Source organism: Paenibacillus tyrphae (assembly GCF_027925525.1).
Lineage (GTDB): Bacteria > Bacillota > Bacilli > Paenibacillales > NBRC-103111 > Paenibacillus_G > Paenibacillus_G tyrfis_B.
In genome coordinates this window covers 97,504-118,397 of record NZ_BSDJ01000007.1, presented here as the reverse complement: position 1 = coordinate 118,397, position 20,894 = coordinate 97,504, and the positions used below count along the sequence as shown (strand labels likewise).

Sequence of the window (20,894 nt, the reverse complement as noted above, 5' to 3'; positions counted from 1 at the left end):
CTGTCCCCCGGAAGAAGCGCTTGCGCTGTCCGCCTTTGAAACCCATGAATATTCCTTAAAATATAATCGACATTCATGGGTTTCAAGAGCGGCTGGAGGGGGATAGGTCACCGCTCCAACAAACGGCGAAATCTCAAACTCCCCGATTGGAGGGTCAGGATCATGCGGGAGACATTGATGCAATTCGCGAGCGCATACGCCGCGGAAACAGACAGCATGGGAACGGGCGGGGATGAGCTTCGCAGCATCAACCATCCCCTCGTGTTCCTGTTCGTCGGCGACCGGTCGACAGAGGCGCTGGAACAGGTGTATGACCTGAACCGGAAGAAATGGAACAACAGCGCCGGCGTCGTTTATTTACATATCGGCACGGAGGCCGGCACAGCGGAAGCCGCCGCGCGGGACAACGTCTACAGCTGGCATCTCGGCGGAAGCGGCGGAGATAAGAAAACGCAGCGTGCTGAAGGATACAGGCAGTTTTACCGGGACGAAGCGAAGCTTCTGGAATTGAACGTCCTCCTGCGGCAGATGAACAGCCGCATCTCGGAATTTGGACGGCTGTACGCCTCGCTGCAGCGGGTCAATATCGCCGTGGTCACGCGGGTGGACGATCCGCTCAACGCGCTCGTGCCCGAGCTGACGGTGTTGATGAAATCGATCTTCGGCGAGAGCTTCCGCTCCGTGGTCGTCGACTTGTACGGACTGCTTCAGGAGCAGCAGCCGGGCGACGATTTTGCGTATGCGGCATCGCTTGGCGTCAGCTTTATGCGCGAGCTGGACGAAGTCCAGCGGCGGGAATTCCGTTTGGCCGCAGATCTTCAGGTGACGGGCGACGGCATCCGGCTGCCGGTCGAGCACCGGGACGCAGCCTTGTTCGACACGGTGTATATGATCGGAGACAAGGATGAGCGCGGGCTATTTGCAGCCGGCGGGATGCAGCGGTGCTACGAGATCGTGTGCCATTTGAACCTGCTCAAGAACCGCAAAGCCGCTGACGAGGTCGATCCGAGGCACGGGGCTTACAACCACCAGCAGTTCAAGCAGAACATGATGCCGCCAGGGGAAGCAGGCGGCATTTACGTCTCCGCGGGGTTCGCCAAGGTGACGCGGCCCAATCAGGCGATCGCCCTGACGGTGCTGTATCATCTGTACCGGGGAATGCTGCAGCGGATGCGCGATAACGCGGTTATCCATCCGACGGAGCTGTTGGAGCTGGCCGAGCTGGACCCGAGGAAGGCGGAGGCAAGCGTCCGGGCCGTGGCAGGCGAACGGGCGAATCCGATCGACGCCATGTACGGCTTGCTCTATGAGAACGTGTCGCACCACGAGCTGCGGTCGATGTCTCTGCGGCAGGCGGAGGCGGCTTTGTTCGGGGGAAACGCCCGGACCTTCTTTGAGACGAACGCCGTCCGGGTTATGGAAGCGGCGCTTGAGGCGCGGGACGGGGCCGGAAGGCTCGCGCAAACGCTGCAGCGCAAAGCGGTCGATCATCCGTCGTACGGGTGCTACTGCATGTACCTATGGACCTCGGAGCAGGAACGCGGAGCGGAGACGCCCAGTCTTATCGCCATGGTCCGGGAGTGGCGCAAGGAAGCCGAGCGTCAGTTCGAAGACGGCAAGCTTGACCTCGAAGCGCTGTACGAGGAGCGGGTGGAAGATCAGCGGTATGCCAAAGGCTCGCTGCTCGGTTTTCTTTCGCCCAAGGGCCAGGTCAAGCCGTTGGCCCGGGGAATGCTTGAGCAAATCTACAGCTTGAAATACGAGCTGCTGCTGCTGGAGCTGACCATTCGCGAGCTTCGGAGCTACGAGCGGAAGCTGGAAGAGATTCACGACCGGATGAAGCGGTACGTTCAGCGGCTTCACGACATCGAAGCGGTGCTGCTCGACGCGAGCCGCCGCAGTATCTCGGAGACGAACGACGAACTGGGCCGCAACATTAACGAATACTACGGCCATGTCGTCGAAGTGATCGCCGCCGAAACGGAAAACCGCCGGGGGCTGCAGTTTTATTTTGACGAACGGTGGGTCGGAAATGTCACTGCGCTGCTTGAGCAAAGCGACGAAACGCTGATCGACAAGCTGATTGCGGCGGCGAAACGGGAATGGTTCGTCCATCCGCTGTTTCATCAGCCGTTCGAGCAGGAACTGCTGGCGCGGGCGAACGTGGCGGTCAGCTACGACAATCGCGAGGTGTTGACAAAGGAAGAGCTGTACCGCGATCTGTACGTGACGCTGGAGAGCGAGGCGGCGATCCGGCTGGATGTCTACAACTATACGCACAAGCACCGGTACGAGGAAAAATATTTTTTCGGCGATTTTCAAAGCGAATTGATCCAATATGCATACAGCGTCGATCATGGCAGCCGCACCTACAAGCTCGGCTGCATTCATGAGAAGAAGCAAAGTGGTGTCGAGAAGCTGAATCTGATGGGCGGATTCCGCATCGCCGATCTGATGTACTACCGGAACGGCAGGCGGTATTACGACAGTTATGTGCGCAGCGGATACGAGTTTCACGGACGCGCCTTGCCGGAGGAACCGGAGACGGAAAGGAGAGAGGACGGCCATGATGAGCGATAAGGGCTCACCCGTGTATATCCGATTTTTCGAACCCGCGGATGCGGAGGCGCTGCTGGCCCTGCATGTGCGCAACAGGGACTTTTTCCAGACGTATATGTCCATACGCGACGAATCCTTTTTTACGCTGGAGGCCCAGTCGGACATGATCCGCCAATGGAGCGACGAGCGAAATCAGGACCATCGTTATGCCTTCGGCATATTTCTGGCGGAAACGGACGAATTGATCGGGCAAATTTCGCTGTTTAATGTCATACGCGGGCCGGTGCAAAAGGGCACCATGGGCTACTGCTTGGACCAAGGGCATAACGGGAAAGGATATGCGTCCGAGGCGGTTCGGCTGATCGTGAATTTTGCTTTTAAAGAGGCTGGCTTGCACCGGATTGAAGCGGGCGCGATGCCCCGAAACGGGGGCTCCATGCGCGTTTTGGAGAAGGCGGGCTTCCGCCCGGAAGGTTTGGCGCGCAAAAACGTGAAAATCAACGGAGTGTGGGAAGATCATCAAATGTTTTCGCTTTTGGACGAGGACGTTTGAAGTAGAAAGTGAGGAAGGCCGATGAAACGTCGGAAATGGAATCCGCTGCTGACCGGGCTCAGCATCGTGGGTGGCTTTCTAGGATTTATTGCAGGGGAAATGATGCTCAGCCGGTGGGAAGGAACGATGCACGAAACATTGCTGATGGGGCTATATTTCGGAGTGTTTGCCCTGATCGTCGGGCTGTGCTGTTTGCTTTCGGAGATCTTGTCACCGCAATTGAATGGAAGAAACTGGCGTCTCCGCTATGCCTCCGACGGATGGAAGCTGCTCGTTCCCGGCACGCTTCTTCTTCTTTTTGCGGCGGGGGCGCTGTTTCAATGGGCTTACGGGCTGTATTTCGATTCTGCGAAATCGGGCCGGCCGCAAGATTACGTGCTCATTCTGGATACGTCTGAAAGCATGAAGCAGAACGACCCGAACAAGCAGAGCTTGCAGGCGGTCAAGTCGCTGATCGGGCAGATGGACAGCAACAAACGGGTCGGCGTGCTGACGTTTAACGATACGGTGGCATGGGTGCAGAATCTGACGCAGCTCAGCAGCGAAACCGTCAAAAGCCAAGTGCTGGCGCAAATCGACGCGATTCCCGCCCCGACCGGGGGAACCGACATCGCGCAGGCGCTTACCCAAGCGATTGATCATATGCAGAAGGAATCGCACCGCAAGGGAGCCGTCATTCTTATCTCGGACGGCTACAGTGATGTGGATGTCGCTCGAGTCGTACAGCCTTATAATTTGGAAAATATAACCATACACACGATCGGGATGAAGCAGCCGAACGAGGAAGGGAGCCAGCTGCTGCAGCGGATCGCCGAAGCGACGGGCGGAACGTTCCAAGAGGTGAAGCAGGCCGAGCTGGTGACGGACGCCTTCCGCAACATTTATTTAAAAGACCATCATTTCCATCTCATGAACGAACGGCAGGGACAGATGCAAGGCAGCGGTTGGCATGCGGCGCTGCGGGTCGTGCTGATTCTGTTCATCGGCGCGCTGCTCGGGCTGTCGCTTGGCATCGTGTTCGATAACCGCTTCCTGGCGCGCAGCTTCGTTCTCGGCGGCGCGTTAGCCGGTCTGCTCGCAGGTCTGACGCTGGAATACGGTTTGCCCTCAGAGCATCCGAGCACCGTGCGCGCTATAGCGGATCTTATTCTGGCCGTCGTGCTGTCGCTGTCCACCTTGCTGTTCGCCGTTCATGAAGGCACCGGCGAGAACACCGGTCTTCGCCGCGGCAGACCGCGCGAGCTGTATGCCGGTCCGGATGGCGAGAGCAGCCGCTATGGCGGAAGAGACGGCAGCCGGACCGGCAAGCGGTTCCGGTAACGACGGGAGGCGGGCACATGATGCAATGGAGCGAACCTGACGAGCGGTACCGGATTACGAAAGCGGCCTCCGAGGTCAGGGAAGGCGAATGTATTTTGACCTGGCACTGGCCGAAGGAAATCAATTACGTCTACATCGACAGCTTCGAAGAGGGGGGCGAGCAGCCCCCGGACGGGTTGGACCCGAAGCGGCTCAAGCTGTTTACCCGTGAGGAATACAAGGCGAAAGCCGGCTACCGGGCCCGTGTCGACTTTACGGGGCCGCATTATTACCGGATCTATCCCTGTTTGATGCTGGAAGGACGGCTGACCCCGCTGCAGCAGCGGGACGGAGACAATCTGGTCCGCGTCAGCGGAGGCCGGGCGAAAATCCGCTACGGCATCAAATACGGCGGCGGCTGGTTCAGCAAATATAAAACCGTGCAGATCCGGCTGTTCTGCGAAATTCCGGTCCCCCGGGAAGCTCTGTGCTATGTGAAAAAAGAAGGAGCGGCCCCGCGAAATAAGGAAGACGGGACCTTTTATCCATTCATGAACGATTTTCCGCCGGGGCGCACGGAGCTGCCGCCCATCGAGGTCGGCAAAAACGACTATATCCGGTTGTTTTTTACCGACGGACCGATCTATGGCGAGCGGTTTGAACTCATTCCGGACTAAAGGAGGGACCTGGCATGTTGGGGTTTTTCAAGCAATTTTTCGAAAAAAAGCCTGTGGAAAAAGAACGACCGCCTTATTACAGCATCGTTTGTCCGTACTGCTTCCATAAATTCGAGCCGGACGAGGTCGTGTTCCGCGCCGCGCATACGAAGGAGAACGACGACGAATTCACGCTGCAGGAAGACGAACGGCTAAACGCATGGCGGCGCAAGTTCAATCTGTCGCAGCAGGACATGGAGGCGGTGATCGAACCGCACACAATCCCGGAAGAGAACCACGTTTATTCGGAAAACGTGCTGGTGGCGGTCATCGACCGTTATGGCGTGGCGACGCGGCGCCGGCTGTGTCCGAGCTGCCACAACGAGCTGCCGATTTCGTCCGGCAAAATGCCGAGCAACATCATTTCCATCGTCGGGGCGTCGCAGGTCGGCAAATCGGTCTATATGACGTCGCTCATCCATACGCTGCAATCCTCGACGGCATCGAATTTCGACGCGGCCTGCATGCCGCTCAGCGCCGAAATTAGCCGGAAGTTCCGGCAAAATTATTTGGAGCCGATCTTCGACCGCGGCATGATGCTGGAGTCGACGAACCCGAACGAGCAGCAGGAGCCGTTTATTTTTCAGTTCGTATTCAAGGACGACCGGCGCGCGCCGCTCACGCTCGTTTTCTTCGATGTTGCGGGCGAGGGTATGGTGGAGCGCGATTACCTGGAAATCTATGCGTCGCATATTAAAAATTCGTCGGGCATTTTATTTCTCGTCGATCCGCTGCAAATCCGCACGATTCGGGACAAAATCCGCCTGAGCGTCGGCCAGGAGGAAGGGGAGTTCGCAAGCCGCTATGACGAGCCACGCGAGGTCGTCATCAGCTTGTTCGAAAACTTCATCGCGCACCAGCAGGGCAGCAAGACGAAAATTCCGACGGCGATCGTTCTGACGAAGAGCGATATGCTGCAATATTTGAAAGAGGAAGACAGCGAATATATTCAGTCCAACAGCAACGTGTTCCGCAACGTGGTTCACAAAGGCTATTTGGACCAGACCGAGTTTGAGAATATTAACGGCGAAATCCGCCGTTTTATCGAGAAGGTGGACCGGCCGTTCAAGGATGCGGTCGACGTGTATTTTCAGAATACCGCGTACTTCGCCGTATCCGCGCTCGGTTCGAATCCGGTGAACCGGCAGGTGACCGGTGTCATTAGCCCGACCCGGGTGGACGAGCCGTTCATTTGGCTGCTTCACCAGCTCGACTACATCGACAGGAGAGATGCGCCGTGAGCCGGGACCGAAACATTCAGCAGCACTATTTTACCCGGGACCGGGAAGGAATTTTCCGCACGAACGAAGGGTTCGATACGGTAGCGAAATCCGCCGGGCTCGATAACGGTTTTATTAAAGCGGCGCTGCATCCGTACTGCGTGTACAAGGCGCCGCAGGAGCTGCTCGCACGCGGAGAAGGGGACGAGAAGCGGTATCCGGAAGCGTTCGGCGTCTTCCATGCCGACAGCGGGGAGCTTGTGATCGGACGCACCGTTTACGTCAGCGCCGACTTCACCGGGCAGCGGAGCGCTTTCTTCACGCATCATTACGTTGTGCCCAAGGAGCGTCAAGAGGCCTTGGTGCGTGAACCGGAACGTTTGTTTGCGATTCGGGGCTTCCGAAGCAGCTACGATATTCAGGACGGGAAGACGATTCCGGAGTTGGATGAGCTGGATTACGACGCCGCGGCAAAACTGAAGGTCCCCGACCGGCTGCTCGACAGACTGAAGCTGGACCGCACCCAGTTTCTGCAGCTGCTTTACGCCGTGATGGCGTCGCTCACGAACAAGAAGAAAGTGTACGTCGCGCTGGACGCGGACGTGTCGGCCGGGAGCGAGGAAGCGAAACGGCTGATGGAGCTCGTCTACCGCTGCCTGCCGTATGCGATGCGCCGGGAGCTTGGATTCGTCACGTACCAGAGCGAGCCGGAAGGCAAGCAGCATTACCATGTCATGTTTGTGGAAAAAGGAAGCATCCGTCTGCCCGACCGTCAGCTGGAAAAAGATTATTTGTTCGATCTGCCGAATGAGCGAATTCATGGCGTGGACCTATCCGGCACCGAGCATTCGGTTCTGGACTACGTCTGGGAGCACCGGGGAGATACGGCTGGCCTGGAGCGGTTCTATGACTTTTGCGAGGAAGCGCTGCTGGACGTTGGCCATCCCATAGCGCTCGCTGTCCCGACCTATTCCCAGCTGTGCGAGCTGTTCCGGATCGAACAAGGCCAGGACAGCTTGTACGAGCAGAATCGGGCGGGCACCGTGAAAAGCATTCTTCAGTACCTGACCGCGGAAACCGCAGGACGGAAAAAACGGCTGAACGATATGCTTGTCAAGCTGATCCGCAAGGAATTGATGGATGGGGACAGCGTGCCAACCGCGGAATTCGTTACGCCGCTGTTGGATTATTACGCTTTTGCCGACGAAGGAACGAAGAAGCTGCTGATCACCAGCTTTGCGCTATATATCCGGCGAGCGGCGTCCGCGGCCTCCGGCGATATCCGCGCGGCGGTTCCGCTGATCGATCCACTGCGGCAGCAGAATGCGGTCTTTCTCTCCGTTCTGAAGCAGCTGCACGAGCAGCATCCCCAGACGGCGGAGCAGTACGCAGCCTATCGCATCACGGCGAGCGGATCGATCAAGGAGTTTTTGGAAGAAATCAAGTTTTGGCTGGTCTCCGCGGATGATCTGCTGCTGCAGCATTTCTTCCGAAACGAAGTATTGAAAAAAGTGAAGCAGCTGCTCAAGGCGGAGAAATCAAGACGGATGGAAGTGGCCAAAAATACATACATCTACTTCGACCGTCTGCCGGAGCGCGAAGGAAAGCCGCAGTTCGAGGACTTCTGCATGCAGATCAAGCTGGAAATCCAGCTCGAATTGCTACAAGACCTGACCCCGACCGGACTGAGCTACGAAGACCTGATGCAGCTTGAGTTTATGCTTGACCCGCCGCAGCCGGAGCTTTTGCACAACCTGAACAGCGGCGGACGCATGACGCTGGACCTGCTGACCGCCGTGTATCGGGTGCTGACGCTCGAACGGCGCAAGCCGTCCGATGTCGTAGCAACCTTCGAGCGGCTTGGCCCGCTGGACTTGGAGCGAGCGCAGGAGCTGCTGAAGAAGACGCTCGGCGATAAGGTAGGGCCGGAGACGTTCGGCAAAATCGCCTACGCCTTCAGCCGTCCGGATGCCGGAGTCCGGGGCGGGGGCGGATACGAAGCGGGGTATGACTATGACCGGATGCTGGAGTTCGTTGCCGCTCAGACCCGGGGGACGGATACGATCTACGAATTTATGCTGTGGAGCGCGGGAGATTCGCGATTTTCCGGCGGCTCGGGGATCGACGTTCACTACCGCGCTGCGCTGACGCGCTATTTTGACCGGCATGATTCCAAGGCGTTCAAGAACAAGCAGATCAAGGAACTGCTGCTTGGCGTGCCGAACGAAGCGTTCGCGGCCGTGTTTAAAGAAATCAAGCTGAAGCAGGCTCCGGGCATTGTCCAGTTCGTGCAGCGGCGAAAGAGGAAATTGTTTCGACTAGGAATTCTCGCGCTTCCGCTGCTGCTCATCATTATTTTGTTGTCCACGTTCTGGACGCCGATGATGGGAGCGATTCTCCGACCGGCGCCTACGCTCACGGTCGAGACGCTGCCGGAAAAAACGGCCCAGCCGGTAGTTACGGTTAAAGCAAGCGCGACAGACGGCGGCTATGATCCGAGCCCAAACATTTTCGTAAACGGGCAGCGGGTCGGCAGCGGACAAGTATCTGCTCCCGTCGTCCTGATGATCGGCGAGAATACGATCGAGATCAAGGCGGAGAACAAATACGGCAAAGCCAGCGAGCCGGTCGTCAAAAAGGTCCAGCTCGACCTTCCGATGCAAGGCCCGCCGCTTCCGGCAAGCAGCGTCTCCAAAGCTGGCGGAGGGACGCCCGGCGGCGGCGCTTCCGGCGACCAGGGCTCCTCCGAACCGGTCGCGGGCCCGAAGTATACGCCGGCAAATACCAAGGGGAAGCCGGATCAGCAAACCAGTTCCGGCGGACGCTAAATCAAAGCAGCCTGAATCCTTTCACGAGCGAAAGGGTTCAGGCTGTCGTCGTTTCGGGCGCCGCGCCCCGCTACTTTTGACGCGTCAGCGCGACGAGCGCAACATAACCGGCGGAGCAAGCGAACGTCAGAAGCATGAGCGTCAGCTGCAGGGGCAATCCAGAGAAGCCCGCGGCGGGCAGCAGCCGGCCTCCCCAAAGCGTAACGACGCCGGTTAGCAGCAGCAGGATCACGGCGTTCATGACAAGCATCCTCCCGGAGAAGGACAGCTGCAGATCGCGGCGGAGTACGGTAAGATTCCATAGCACCGGAATCGTTTCAAACAGCAGCACGCCTGCCGCGATCCCGGTATAGCCCCATCCGGGAATACCGGTCAATACGTAAAGCATCGTCATGGAGCAGACAATGCCGACGAGAATGCCGCGCATCGGCTCTTTTTTTCGGCCGACGGCCCACAGAACGTTTGTCGTCACTTCTCGCAGTCCCGCAAGAAGCGGACAGAGCGAAAGCAAGCGAATCGCTGTCGCAAGCCTCGCTTGGTCGAACAGCAGGTGCGCCAATTCCTCGGAAAAGGTAAACATGAAGAGCGACGCGCTGATTCCCCATAGCATGGTTAGGTTTAGAGCCTTGCCGATTCTCCGGAAGGCGCGCTCGAACTGCCGGGCCTGCCAATCGGCGGCGATTTTGGGGGACAGCGTATGGGTAAGCGAAAACGTGATCAGGGTCGGGATATAGACGATCGTCATCGCCATGCCCGTCATTTCGCCGAATATGGCAAGTGCTTGTCCCGACGAGAGTCCAGAGGCCTGGAGCTGCATAGGAACGATGGACGCTTCCAGGAAATCCGACAAAGGAATGATGAGCCGGGTGGCCGTCAAGGCAAGCGTCGTATGCGCGAACAAGCGGAGACTGTGATTCGGCTCTGCTTGGCCTGAGACGGTACTCGCGGAAGACTGTGAATAGCGAAGCAGCATCATAAGCAGGAAAGCCAAGGCGCAGACGGCCCCCGTCGATGCGCCCAGCGCGGCCGTGCCCAAGGCTTGTGACATGCTGAGGCTCGTGCCGATGGAGAGGAGCAGCAGGATGGTCCCGACCCGGATCGATTGCTCGACGAGTTCGGAGGCGGCGATAGCCCCGAATGCTTCCAGGCCTTGAAGATACCCGCGAAGCAGACTTAGCAGCGGAACGAGCCAGAGCGCAGGCAAGAACATGCGGATCGCCAGCTCCAGCTTCTCGTTGCCGAGCCGAAGCGCAACTTCGTTCGTGAACAGGAAGAAGCCTGTGCACAGCAGCGTACATACCCCGAGGTAGAGCACGGACATGTTGCGGTAAATCCGCCAGCCGTTTCCGGCGTTTTTGGCGGTGAACAAGGTCAGCGCCATAGGCATGCCACCGGTGAGCAAGGTCAGGACGAGGCCGTAAAACGAGTAGGCAATCTGATATAAGCCCACTCCTTCCGGACCCAGATAACGAAATAACGGAATGCGGAGGAGCAGCCCGAGCAATTTCACAATTAACATTGCGCTTGTCCGAAGCGCCATCTGTTTGAATATCGGGGGCAGAATCATCCGCATCACCACCTCGGCCGGACGGAAAGTGTTGTCCACTTTCATCTTATGTCCGAGGCGGCGGCCGTATGATTTCTCTAATCGTTGATATGAATCAATACAAAGTGGGTGTAATTTTCCCAGCCCAGATCAAAGGGAACGTGGTAGCGGTCTGTCGTATGGCAGTTGATCAAGGGCAGTCCCCGCTCATCCTTGTCTACGACGACGGCAAAATGGTCCACATCGTTGTTGTACATGTAAGCAATCAGGTCACCAGGTTTCAGCTTGGTCCAGATGTCGGGCGCCGAAGGGCTGCGCACGATTTGGTCGAAGGTGCCGCTGGCGAGTACTTTCCCGTAACCGGAATAAAGGAGAAACGATTTTAAAGCGTCGGTGCTTACCCATGCCCGGCTTCCGTTGCCGCCGCTGTACCTCCACGTGTGCGTCATGGGCAGCCCTCCGCCTTCAGTCGGATCGCCGAGGACTTGGGAGACGAAGTTCGTACAATCGCCGCCGATGCCGGTATAATCGCGGTATTTCGGATTGTAACGGTTATCGTTTCCGGCCCCCCATGCCGAACCGGCGTACTTATTGGCATACGCCACGGCCCTCTCTCGGTTGTATCGCCTCTTTTTTGAGGATTGAGAAACCGTATCGGACTTCAGACTTTCCGTTTCCGGCTCCGAGGCGAAAGAAGGCTGGTGAAGCCATGCATCGTCCGCATCGATGTCGAGCGGATCGAGGAACCATTCTTTGAGTACCCGCAGCTGCCCGTTTTCTCTTTTTAAGGTAAGAACGTGCCGTGTTCCGAGTCCGAACTCGGCCTGCGTTCCATTGCCTTGGGCATAGGAATAAGTGATCTTCATCCTGTTCACGAGCGATACTTTGACCAGCGAATCGGTGGGCCTGATACGAAAAATCTTCAATGTCCCTTCGACGGTATGGACAACGATGTCTCTTTTGCTGGCCCAGGCTTGAAAATAAGCCTTCCGTTTTTTTTCAAGATACAGGGCTTGCTGGCTTGTTGGCACCTTTTCGTAATAAAAGGTATCGATCGGCACGTCCCGGATTAGGAATTCCGATCGAGCCCGGTATAATTCCGTAAGAAAATTGCGGACTTCCTCGGTTTCCGACGAAGGCTCGGCGCTGGCCTGAAACGGGCCCAACATCAGCAAGAAGACAATGATCCAAGCGATACGGCGCATGCCGTTCCCTCCATCCCATCACACATTCAATCTCGCATTAGTATGAGAAAAATCGGGGAAAACATACTTCCTTTTACTTGGCTTGCCGATTTCCGGAACCAGCGCATGTGAAAAGTCGCGAGGAACACGGTGCGAACGGGACTTTAAGAAAGGGTTAAGAAACTTGTTGACAAATTGTAATATTATTTTAAGCTTATTTTAATGATCGTAATTTATTCTATTAGTAACTAGTAAAATATGATGTAGGGACGGTGTGAGGATGAAAGTTTTTGTAACCATTCAAAACAAAGAGATCCCCGTTTTCGCCGACAACTTGAATAAAAAAACATTGAAGCTCCTTAAGCTGGCGCTGGATAAAAAGGTAGAAAACGGAAGACGGACGCTGAAAAAATGTCTCCAAACGTTAATCAGCATCGAAGTGATCGGCTGCGAGGCCATTTTGCATTCGTTTAACGAAAAAGATTCGCTTGCTTTGTCTCTCTACTAAAATAAGAGAGACTTTTTTTTATTCCCGCCGTTCGCCGCTTCGATAAGCGCCTGGGGAAATGCCGAACTTGTCCTTGAATACCCGGTGAAAATACGAATATCCGCCGAACCCGCAGCTTTCGGCAATTTGTTCAAGCGTCATGGCGGTATATTTCATCCGTTCTAGAGCGGCGGCTAGCCGGATTTCGAGCGCGTATTCGAGCATCGTCTTGCCATAGCATTCCTTAAACAGATGTACCGCCCGGGATACGCTGAGCCCTACGTGGCGCGCGGCATCCTCTACCTTGAACGTTGAAGTGGCATGCTCCTCCACGAACCGCTTCATCCGAAGCGCCGTGAAGGACCGGCCGTAGGAGGGGGCGCTTTCCGTCGCCGCGCGCTCGAGCGACAGGCAAAGGGCCTGCAGTAAGCAGCCGACGAGCTCGCCGGTTTGTTTGTCCGCCGGGCGCTGCTTTTCAATAATTAGGTGCCGCCATAGCGCCAACAGTTGCTCTCCCGGATCGATTCGCGAGAGCGTTGGCTTGTCTCCGCGTTTCCACCATTGATCCATCCAACGGCCTCCGCAGATCAAGTAGTAATCCCCGCTGGAAATCGTTCTTCCCTTTGACGTTGTTTCGTATTCGTCTACGAATAGTTCGTAGGTTCTTCCGGGATTTAGCAGCAGCAGATCCCCTTGTCCGAGCCGGTGCGTTTTGCCGTCGATCACCGCCTCGCTGGCCCCTTCCGTCTGCAGCCGGAACAAGTAGAGCGGCAGCCCGGTTTTATAATGGGTATGAAACCGCTGCGCATGATACGAGTAACCGCATGTGAACACTTCCGCTTCCATAGCCGTCTCTCTCCGATTCGCAAATTAATAGCAAAATTGTTGATGTTGCGATTATATCGTTTATGTTCATTTTAGGCTATTCTCGTGTATGATGAAAGCAAATAAGTAAGCTATTCCTAAATCAGGGAGTGTTCACGATGAGAAGAATGGGCATTGGGCTTCAGCTTTACACATTGCGGGATGAAACCGCCGCCGATTTTCGCGGCACGTTGAGGAAAGTGGCGGAGCTTGGCTACGAAGGCGTCGAATTTGCCGGATACGGCGGTTTGGCGAAGGAAGAGCTGAGAGATTTGCTTCAGGAGCTTGGAATTAAAGCGATTGGCAGCCATGTCGGCTTGCAGCAGCTGCGGGACGATCTGCAGGGCCAAATCGATTATTTAAAAACGATCGGCGGACAATATTTGATTTGCCCTTATGTGGCCGAAGAAGACCGCCGTACTGAAGAAGATTGGAAATCGCTGTTTGCTTTTCTGCAGGAAGCGGGAACGGAAGTGCGCAAGCAGGGGCTTATTTTTGCCTATCACAATCATGCTTTCGAATTCGAGATGAACGTCGACAGCTCTTATGTGTTCGATGCGATGTACGAAACGACTTCTCCCGAAGCGGTGCAGGTCGAAATGGACGTCTGCTGGGTGCAGTTTGCCGGACAGGACCCGCTGGCCTATATTCCGAAATACGCGGGCCGACTGCCGCTGCTGCACTTGAAAGATTTCGGCAAAGACGACAACGGGCAGATGAAGACGCTTGAGCTCGGCTTAGGGGTCGTCGACCTGCCTAAGGTCATCGCCGCCGCCTCCGAAGCAGGAGTAGAGTGGCTCGTCGTCGAGCAGGACGTATGCCAGAAGCCTCCGCTGCAAAGCGTAGCGAACAGCTTGCAGTGGGTGAAAACGAACTATTTGCAACAAATTTAATTAACAAACCGAAGGAGCCTGAAATCCATGAGCAAATTGAGAGTGGCCGTGATCGGCTGCGGCGCGATTTCCAAACACCGTCACATTCCCGAGTACGCCGCAAATCCCCATGTGGAGCTGGTCGCTTTTTGCGATCCGGTTCAGGAGAGAGCCGAGCATTACGCTGGACAATACGGGGCAAAAGCTTACACTGATTATGAAACGCTGCTGCGCGAGGTAAAACCCGATGCGGTGAGTGTGTGTACCCCGAATGCACTCCATGCTCCGGTATCGATTGCGGCAGCGAAGGCTGGCGCGCATGTGCTGGTCGAAAAGCCGATGGCTGCGTCGGAAGAAGAAGCGCTGGCGATGATCGAAGCGGCGAAGGAGAACGGCGTTTATTTGATGGTCGGCCACAACCAGCGGCTGATGCCTCACCATATGAAGGCCAAGCAGATTTTGAACGCGGGCGCTCTCGGCAAAGTGCTGACGTTCCGTACTTCATTTGGACACCCGGGGCCGGAAAGCTGGAGCGTCGACGGCCGGGATAGCTGGTTTTTCCGCAAGGATGAAGCGATTATGGGCGCCATGGGCGATCTGGGCGTACACAAATCCGACCTGATCCGCTGGCTGCTCGATGACGAAGTGGCGGATGTCGCCGGCTTCATCGGCACGCTCGACAAAGCGGGAACGGACGTAGACGATAACGCGGTTTGCGTGCTTCGCATGAAGAGCGGTGTCATCGGTACGCTTGTGGCAAGCTGGACCTATTACCAAGGCGGGGACAACGGCACAGTGCTCTGGTGCGAGAACGGCATCATGAAAATTGATACGCATCCAGATGATCAAATTATCGTGGAGCTCCGCAACGGTTCGATCGAGCGGCATAAGGTGGGCGCCATTGCGACCAACGAGAAGCAGACGGTCAGCGGCGTGATCGATGCGTTCGTGGAATCGATCGTGACGAAAACCCCGCCGAGCATTTCCGGGGAAGAAGGCATGCGTTCGCTGCAGGTGATTTTGGCGGCGTTCGAATCGCAGGCTACAGGCCAGGTCGTCAGGCTGTAATAACGAAACAAGGCAGTTCTTCGTTGCGAAGAGCTGCCTTTTCTCATGGACCGTAGACCTGTTAAGCGGCTGCCCGCCGCAGCTTGCGGTACTGAAGAAGCATGGCGGCCCGCCAAGGAACGATCATTCCGAAAGCCAGAAGGAAGAAGAGCGCTCCTGTCTGCGGAATCGATATATATTGCTCGATGTAGCTGTGCAGCGCCAGGCGCAGGGCGAGGAGCCCGAGCAGCACGAACATAAACGATTTGGACTGGTTAACGTACACATCACCGCCGCGAAGCTCCAGTTTGGAGCTGCGGATAAGCGGGTAAGAGAACAATAACAGCCCCGCGGCCAAGGCAAGCAGCGCCCACAGCGCAGGGATCCGGAAAGTTGGTACGGCAAACATGAGAAAGCCGGTGCTCATGCCGATGGGCGGCATGACGATTTTCGCCGGGGAGACCGGCTTGCGGCTGGCCCGCGTCCGAACGAATATCGCAAGCAGCGCCATGGCTGCCATGCCGATGCCCGATACCGCCTGCAGATGAAGCGCGCCGAACTGGAACATGAACGCATCCCTCCTAATACTCGTCGCTATTTTTCATTATATCATTGCAGGCCTGCGGCTTTCTACAATTGTAAAGAAAGTTATTCTAATGGAAAAACGACATCAGGCGCAGAATTGTAACAAAATCTGCGTTTTTTTTGAAATTTTGTTCAGAAACATATGGACGATGGTTAAATAAAACCATTATAATGGAGATTGCTACAGAACTTATTTTAACGCTTACATACAGATACATGGAAGGGGTAAACAAAAAATGAAAACATGGTTCAAATCGACGGCAGGCCTTATGCTCGCGGCTACGCTCGTCCTGAGCGGATGCGGAACGAAGCCGGCGCCGCAAGATGCGGCCAATGGCAGCTCCAAGCCTTCGGAGTCCTCAGCGGGAGCCAGCAAAAAAGGGGAAAAATTTAACATCGGCATGGTTACCGACATCGGCGGCGTAAACGACAAGTCCTTTAACCAAAGCGCGTGGGAAGGCTTGAACGAAATTAAGAAAGAAACCGGCGCCAATGTGAAATACCTGCAAAGCAAAAGCGACGCGGACTTTATTCCTAACCTCAATCAATACGTGAAAGACAACTACAATCTGACCTGGGGGATCGGGTTCCTGATGGGCGACGCGATTAAGACGGTTGCGGCGCAAAACCCGAAATCGAACTTTGCGATCATCGATAACGTCGTGGAAGGGCCGAACGTCGAATCCGTAACGTTTGCGGAGCAGGAGGGTTCCTACCTGACCGGCGTCGTTGCCGGTCTGATGACCAAAACAAACAAAGTCGGCTTCGTCGGCGGCCTCGAAATTCCGGTCGTCAAGCGTTTCGAAGTAGGCTTTAAGGCAGGGGTTGCGGCGGTAAATCCGAACGCGAAAGTAAACATTATCTATGCGGCTGCTTTCGACAAGCCGGACTTGGGCAAAGCCGCTGCGGCAACGATGTATAACGACGGCGCGGACATCATTTTCCATGCGGCCGGCGCAACGGGCAACGGCGTGTTCAACGAAGCGAAAGACCGTGTCAAAGCAGGCAAAAAAGTATGGGTCATCGGCGTCGACAAGGACCAATCGCTTGAATTCGGAGACGATGTGACGCTGACCTCGATGGTGAAACGTGTTGACCAAGCAGTGAAACGCGTGACCATGGACGTAATTGACGGCAAATTCCAAGGCGGCAAAAACGTTGTCCTCGGTCTCAAAGACGACGGCGTAGGCTTGCCGGACACTTCCAAGAAGAACGTACCGGCCGACGTGTTGAAGAAAGTAGACGAATATAAAGAAAAGATCGTCAAAGGCGAAATCAAAGTTCCGGAAAAATAAATTCCAATTCGACAAGGCTGGTGACCCACCGGCCTTGTCGTTTGATTTGCACCTTGAATTGACTTGTACATTTTGCGGGGAGGGAAGCTCATGAGTTCACCCGACATGATGGTCGAGCTGCGAGGGATTACGAAGCGTTTTCCCGGCATTACGGCCAACGACTCCATCAGCTTGAAGCTGCGCAAGGGAGAGATCCATGCGCTGCTGGGCGAGAACGGAGCAGGCAAATCGACGCTGATGAACATTTTGTTCGGTCTGTACCAGCCGGACGAGGGCGAGATCTGGGTGAAGGGCAGCAAAGCCGCTATCGACAGCCCGACGAAGGCGATCGAGCTGGGGATCGGCATGGTGCATCAGCATTTCAAGCTCGTACAGCCGTTCACCGTGACGGAAAACATTATTCTCGGTAGCGAGCCCCGGAAGGGCGCTTCCATCAATTATAAAGAAGCGAACGAGAAGGTCAGAAACATCTCGGAGCAGTACGGCCTGATGGTCGATCCGAAAGCAAAAATAGAAGATATCTCCGTTGGGATGCAGCAGCGTGTCGAGATTTTGAAAACGCTGTATCGCGGAGCGGACATCCTGATTTTCGACGAACCGACCGCCGTGCTTACGCCGCAAGAAATTCAGGAGCTGATGGATATTTTGCGCCGGCTCGCCGCCGAAGGGAAATCCATCATTCTGATTACACATAAACTGAAGGAAATTATGGCGATTGCCGATACCTGCACGATTATCCGGCGCGGCAAGGTTATCGATTCGGTGAAGGTTACCGAAACGAATCCGCAGCAGCTTGCCGAGAAGATGGTCGGGCGCAGCGTTACGTTCAAGGTTAATAAGACCAAGGCTGCGCCGGGAGCTCCGGTGCTGCAGATCCGCGGCCTGTCGGTTAAGGATAACCGGAACCTTCCCGCGTTGAACAGCCTCTCGCTCGAGGTACGGGCCGGAGAGATTCTCGGACTCGCGGGTGTAGACGGAAACGGACAAAGCGAGCTGATCGAGGCGTTGACGGGGCTGCGTTCCGTGGACAGCGGAGAGATCATACTGAAGGACAAGCCGCTGACCAACCGGTCTCCGCGGTTCGTCTCCGAAGCCGGCGTATCGCATATTCCGGAGGATCGGCATAAACACGGACTCGTGCTGGACTTCCCGATGAGCGAGAATATGGTATTGGAGACGTATTACCTGCCGAAGTATAACCGTGGCGGCTTTTTGAACAGCGAGGCGATTGAGACGCAGGCACAGCGGCTGATTAGCGAGTTCGACGTGCGTACGCCAAGCATCCATACGAAGGCGCGCGCGCTGTCGGGCGGGAACCAGCAGAAGGCGATCATCGCCCGCGAGCTGGACAAAGATCCCGAGCTGCTGATCGCGGCGCAGCCGACCCGGGGGCTGGACGTCGGCGCCATCGAATTCGTGCACCGCAAGCTGATCGAAGCCAGAGACCAAGGGAAAGCCGTGCTGCTGATCTCGTTCGAGCTGGATGAGATCCGGAACGTATCCGACCGGATTGCAGTCATTCACAGCGGCCAGATTGTCGGCGAGGTGGACCCCGAAACGACGAATGAAGAAGAGTTGGGGCTGCTGATGGCCGGCGGACATGGACAAGGAGGGACCGACCATGGATAAATTGATTAAAATCGTAACCAAAGATTCGGCGTTGGTCCCGCTTGTCGCGATTTTGATGGGACTGCTCTTCGGAGCGCTGGTGATGCTGGCCGGCGGCTACAATCCGCTAACCGCCTATGGCGCGCTGGTGAGCAAAGTATTCGGAGACCCTTACGATTTCGGTGAGACGATCCGCGAAATTACTCCGCTTATTTTGACGGGACTGTCCGTTGCTTTTGCATTCCGGACCGGGTTGTTCAATATTGGTGGCGAAGGACAGTTCATGATGGGCATGACCACAGCCTCCGTCATCGGGATCAAGCTGCAGATGCCTTGGTTTATCCATGTGCCGCTTGCCGTTGTAGCCGGCGCGCTGGTTGGCGGGCTGTGGGGCGCGATTGCCGGTTATTTGAAGGCGAAGCGCGGCGTGAACGAAGTTATCACAACGATTATGCTGAACTGGATTGCGCTGTTTTTGTCCAACTATGTGGTCAATCAATTTCTGCTGCAGCCGGGACAACAGCGTTCGTACCCGACACAGGATTCGGCCTCGCTCTCGTTCGGCTGGCTGTCCGAAATGATGGGCAACGCCCGGATGCACTGGGGCACGTTCATTGCCTTGGCGGCAGCGACGGTATTCTACGTGCTGCTGTGGAAGACGAAGCAAGGCTATGAGCTGCGCGCCGTCGGACATAACCCGCACGCCGCCCGCTATGCGGGAATGAACGTGAACCGCAATATCATCAAATCGATGTTTATCAGCGGTATTTTTGCCGGACTGGCCGGCGTCGTCGATGTGCTGGGCGTGTTCCATTACCAAACGGTGATGGCCGCTTCGCCGGGCTACGGCTTCGACGGGGTTGCGGTAGCGCTGCTGGGCGGCAATACTCCGCTTGGCGTCGTGCTGGCGGCCGTGTTGTTCGGCTCGCTAACGTACGGGTCCGCCGGGATGAGCTTCGCTGCGGACGTTCCGCCGGAAATCATCCGCGTCGTTATCGGCTCGGTCATTTTCTTCGTAGCCACTCACGGTATCGTGCGTTGGGTACTGCTCCCGATATACGCCAAACGGAAAAAAGAGGAGGCGGCTTAGATGGATGCATTGAATATCTTCGGCGAGCTGATCAACACGACGCTGGTATTTTCCACTGCGCTGATCTTTGCCGCCTTGGGCGGTATTTTCTCGGAGCGGTCGGGCATTGTCAACATCGGCCTGGAAGGGCTGATGGTATCCGGCGCATTCGCCGCCGCCATTGCCACGCATTTCGCCGAGAAGGCGGGGATGGATGGAGCGGCACCGTGGATTGGCCTGATCGCCGCTATTATATTCGGAGTCGCCTTCTCCCTGATTCATGCCGTCGCGACGGTCACGTTTAATGCGAACCAAGTCGTCAGCGGCGTCGTCATCAACTTTTTGGCGGCCGGGCTTACGGTCTATCTGGTCAAAATTCTTTTCGAAGGGTCGGGACAAACGGAAACGCTGAATGCGGTATTCACTAAAGTGGCAATACCCGGGTTGTCTTCGATCCCGCTGATCGGCGAGGCCTTCTTTAAAGCTTATCCGACGACGTACCTGGCGCTCATTTTGGTGGCCGTGACCTATTACGTCATCTACAAAACGCCGTTCGGCTTGCGTTTGCGATCGGTAGGGGAGCATCCGAGCGCGGCTGATACGATGGGTATCCGCGTCTCCCGTTACCGGTATATCGGCGTTATGATCAGCGGAGCGCTTGCCGGACTTGGCGGGGCGACGATTACGCTGACAACGACGAGCAGCTTTTCGCATAATACGATTTCCGGTCAAGGGTTTATCGCTCTTGCGGCGATGATCTTTGGCAAATGGCACCCGGTCGGCGTGTTGGGCGCCGCGCTCTTCTTCGGCTTTGCTCAAGCGCTTCGCAACTTCGTGCAGCTGTTCGATTTTGCCAAGAGCATTCCGATGGAGTTCCTCTTCATGCTGCCTTACGTGCTGACGATTCTGGTGCTTGCCGGCGCCGTAGGCCGGGCAGTGCCGCCCGCTTCACTTGGCGAGCCTTACGAACCTGGCAAACGATAATTTTTTTGCGAACAAGGACGCAACGTTCCGAAACGGAGCGTTCGCGGTCTTGTTCTTTTTTTTGTGAAAACGGGAGGAGAAACTACTTTTCCATAGAATGTTAACTAATAGGACATGGCAGCCCGCAACGGTCGGGTGCCTCTCGATTATCGATCATTTCTGATAACTGCAGGCTCGA

At 56.0% G+C, this 20,894-nt stretch carries 17 protein-coding genes; 13 read left to right on the top strand and 4 right to left on the bottom strand.

Translation table 11 applies throughout. The annotated features are described in order from the left end of the window. The first annotated feature begins 162 nt into the window (after positions 1-162). Genes QMG93_RS10605 through QMG93_RS10580 form a run of 6 tightly spaced genes read left to right on the top strand, consistent with a single transcriptional unit; the run spans position 163 to position 9,175 of the window. Positions 163-2,580 carry a hypothetical protein gene (locus tag QMG93_RS10605; RefSeq protein WP_281936128.1) on the top strand — a complete coding sequence of 806 codons (2,418 nt, stop codon included), beginning with the start codon at positions 163-165 and terminating at the stop codon, positions 2,578-2,580. Beyond that, positions 2,570-3,112 carry a GNAT family N-acetyltransferase gene (locus QMG93_RS10600; protein ID WP_281936378.1) on the top strand — a complete coding sequence of 181 codons (543 nt, stop codon included), beginning with the start codon at positions 2,570-2,572 and terminating at the stop codon, positions 3,110-3,112. Before QMG93_RS10605 ends, QMG93_RS10600 begins: the two co-directional genes overlap by 11 nt. 21 nt (positions 3,113-3,133) lie before the next feature. Further along, positions 3,134-4,432, top strand: coding sequence for a vWA domain-containing protein (locus QMG93_RS10595; protein WP_281936126.1), 1,299 nt, complete (start codon positions 3,134-3,136; stop codon positions 4,430-4,432). Between the two features lie 17 nt (positions 4,433-4,449). Then, positions 4,450-5,088, top strand: coding sequence for a hypothetical protein (locus QMG93_RS10590; protein WP_309299663.1), 639 nt, complete (start codon positions 4,450-4,452; stop codon positions 5,086-5,088). Positions 5,089-5,102: 14 nt separating this feature from the next. Further along, complete coding sequence (locus QMG93_RS10585; RefSeq protein ID WP_281936124.1) at positions 5,103-6,368, top strand: TRAFAC clade GTPase domain-containing protein; 1,266 nt, start codon at positions 5,103-5,105, stop codon at positions 6,366-6,368. After that, positions 6,365-9,175 carry a hypothetical protein gene (locus tag QMG93_RS10580; RefSeq protein WP_281936122.1) on the top strand — a complete coding sequence of 937 codons (2,811 nt, stop codon included), beginning with the start codon at positions 6,365-6,367 and terminating at the stop codon, positions 9,173-9,175. Before QMG93_RS10585 ends, QMG93_RS10580 begins: the two co-directional genes overlap by 4 nt. A 70-nt stretch (positions 9,176-9,245) precedes the next feature. On the opposite strand, the gene QMG93_RS10575 is transcribed toward QMG93_RS10580, so the two are convergent. Together QMG93_RS10575 and QMG93_RS10570 are read right to left on the bottom strand one after the other, a co-directional pair. Continuing rightward, positions 9,246-10,742, bottom strand: coding sequence for an oligosaccharide flippase family protein (locus QMG93_RS10575; RefSeq protein ID WP_281936120.1), 1,497 nt, complete (start codon positions 10,740-10,742; stop codon positions 9,246-9,248). A gap of 77 nt (positions 10,743-10,819) precedes the next feature. Beyond that, positions 10,820-11,926, bottom strand: a complete 1,107-nt coding sequence (locus QMG93_RS10570; RefSeq protein WP_281936118.1) for an amidase domain-containing protein — start codon at positions 11,924-11,926, stop codon at positions 10,820-10,822. 259 nt (positions 11,927-12,185) lie between these two features. Here QMG93_RS10570 and QMG93_RS10565 point away from each other — a divergent pair, with 259 nt between their 5' ends. Beyond that, positions 12,186-12,413: a 3-dehydroquinate dehydratase gene (locus QMG93_RS10565; protein ID WP_281936116.1), complete on the top strand. Its 228-nt coding sequence runs from the start codon at positions 12,186-12,188 to the stop codon at positions 12,411-12,413. An 18-nt stretch (positions 12,414-12,431) separates the two neighbouring features. Here the strand turns inward: QMG93_RS10565 and QMG93_RS10560 are convergent, their stop codons facing one another. After that, positions 12,432-13,238, bottom strand: coding sequence for an AraC family transcriptional regulator (locus tag QMG93_RS10560; RefSeq protein ID WP_281936114.1), 807 nt, complete (start codon positions 13,236-13,238; stop codon positions 12,432-12,434). Between the two features lie 137 nt (positions 13,239-13,375). Between QMG93_RS10560 and QMG93_RS10555 the strand changes: the two genes are divergently transcribed. Beyond that, the gene (locus QMG93_RS10555) at positions 13,376-14,149 is read left to right on the top strand and encodes a sugar phosphate isomerase/epimerase family protein (protein WP_281936112.1); all 774 of its coding nucleotides are present in this window, start codon (positions 13,376-13,378) and stop codon (positions 14,147-14,149) included. A 27-nt stretch (positions 14,150-14,176) separates the two neighbouring features. Next, a complete protein-coding gene (locus QMG93_RS10550; protein WP_281936110.1) occupies positions 14,177-15,196 on the top strand; it encodes a Gfo/Idh/MocA family protein in 1,020 nt (339 codons plus the stop codon). Between the two features lie 61 nt (positions 15,197-15,257). On the opposite strand, the gene QMG93_RS10545 is transcribed toward QMG93_RS10550, so the two are convergent. Next, positions 15,258-15,743 carry a CcdC family protein gene (locus tag QMG93_RS10545; RefSeq protein ID WP_281936108.1) on the bottom strand — a complete coding sequence of 162 codons (486 nt, stop codon included), beginning with the start codon at positions 15,741-15,743 and terminating at the stop codon, positions 15,258-15,260. Positions 15,744-15,996: 253 nt separating this feature from the next. On the opposite strand from QMG93_RS10545, the gene QMG93_RS10540 reads away from it, so the two are divergent. From QMG93_RS10540 to QMG93_RS10525, 4 genes are all read left to right on the top strand, one after another. Beyond that, the gene (locus tag QMG93_RS10540) at positions 15,997-17,055 is read left to right on the top strand and encodes a BMP family lipoprotein (RefSeq protein WP_281936106.1); all 1,059 of its coding nucleotides are present in this window, start codon (positions 15,997-15,999) and stop codon (positions 17,053-17,055) included. 90 nt (positions 17,056-17,145) lie between these two features. Next, complete coding sequence (locus tag QMG93_RS10535; RefSeq protein WP_281936104.1) at positions 17,146-18,684, top strand: ABC transporter ATP-binding protein; 1,539 nt, start codon at positions 17,146-17,148, stop codon at positions 18,682-18,684. After that, positions 18,677-19,753, top strand: a complete 1,077-nt coding sequence (locus QMG93_RS10530; protein WP_281936103.1) for an ABC transporter permease — start codon at positions 18,677-18,679, stop codon at positions 19,751-19,753. The genes QMG93_RS10535 and QMG93_RS10530 overlap by 8 nt, the downstream gene beginning before the upstream one ends. Further along, positions 19,754-20,716, top strand: coding sequence for an ABC transporter permease (locus QMG93_RS10525; RefSeq protein ID WP_281936102.1), 963 nt, complete (start codon positions 19,754-19,756; stop codon positions 20,714-20,716). The last annotated feature ends 178 nt before the right edge of the window (positions 20,717-20,894 follow it).

Excerpts from the sequence above, each read along its gene's own strand:
- QMG93_RS10605 (WP_281936128.1), top strand. The coding sequence starts at position 163 with ATGCGGGAGACATTGATGCAATTCGCGAGCGCATACGCCGCGGAAACA.
- QMG93_RS10600 (WP_281936378.1), top strand. The coding sequence starts at position 2,570 with ATGAGCGATAAGGGCTCACCCGTGTATATCCGATTTTTCGAACCCGCG.
- QMG93_RS10530 (WP_281936103.1), top strand. The coding sequence starts at position 18,677 with ATGGATAAATTGATTAAAATCGTAACCAAAGATTCGGCGTTGGTCCCG.
- QMG93_RS10535 (WP_281936104.1), top strand. The coding sequence starts at position 17,146 with ATGAGTTCACCCGACATGATGGTCGAGCTGCGAGGGATTACGAAGCGT.
- QMG93_RS10560 (WP_281936114.1), bottom strand. The coding sequence starts at position 13,238 with ATGGAAGCGGAAGTGTTCACATGCGGTTACTCGTATCATGCGCAGCGG.
- QMG93_RS10575 (WP_281936120.1), bottom strand. The coding sequence starts at position 10,742 with ATGATTCTGCCCCCGATATTCAAACAGATGGCGCTTCGGACAAGCGCA.
- QMG93_RS10590 (WP_309299663.1), top strand. The coding sequence starts at position 4,450 with ATGATGCAATGGAGCGAACCTGACGAGCGGTACCGGATTACGAAAGCG.
- QMG93_RS10550 (WP_281936110.1), top strand. The coding sequence starts at position 14,177 with ATGAGCAAATTGAGAGTGGCCGTGATCGGCTGCGGCGCGATTTCCAAA.
- QMG93_RS10570 (WP_281936118.1), bottom strand. The coding sequence starts at position 11,926 with ATGCGCCGTATCGCTTGGATCATTGTCTTCTTGCTGATGTTGGGCCCG.
- QMG93_RS10540 (WP_281936106.1), top strand. The coding sequence starts at position 15,997 with ATGAAAACATGGTTCAAATCGACGGCAGGCCTTATGCTCGCGGCTACG.
- QMG93_RS10565 (WP_281936116.1), top strand. The coding sequence starts at position 12,186 with ATGAAAGTTTTTGTAACCATTCAAAACAAAGAGATCCCCGTTTTCGCC.
- QMG93_RS10545 (WP_281936108.1), bottom strand. The coding sequence starts at position 15,743 with ATGTTCCAGTTCGGCGCGCTTCATCTGCAGGCGGTATCGGGCATCGGC.
- QMG93_RS10525 (WP_281936102.1), top strand. The coding sequence starts at position 19,754 with ATGGATGCATTGAATATCTTCGGCGAGCTGATCAACACGACGCTGGTA.
- QMG93_RS10595 (WP_281936126.1), top strand. The coding sequence starts at position 3,134 with ATGAAACGTCGGAAATGGAATCCGCTGCTGACCGGGCTCAGCATCGTG.
- QMG93_RS10585 (WP_281936124.1), top strand. The coding sequence starts at position 5,103 with ATGTTGGGGTTTTTCAAGCAATTTTTCGAAAAAAAGCCTGTGGAAAAA.
- QMG93_RS10555 (WP_281936112.1), top strand. The coding sequence starts at position 13,376 with ATGAGAAGAATGGGCATTGGGCTTCAGCTTTACACATTGCGGGATGAA.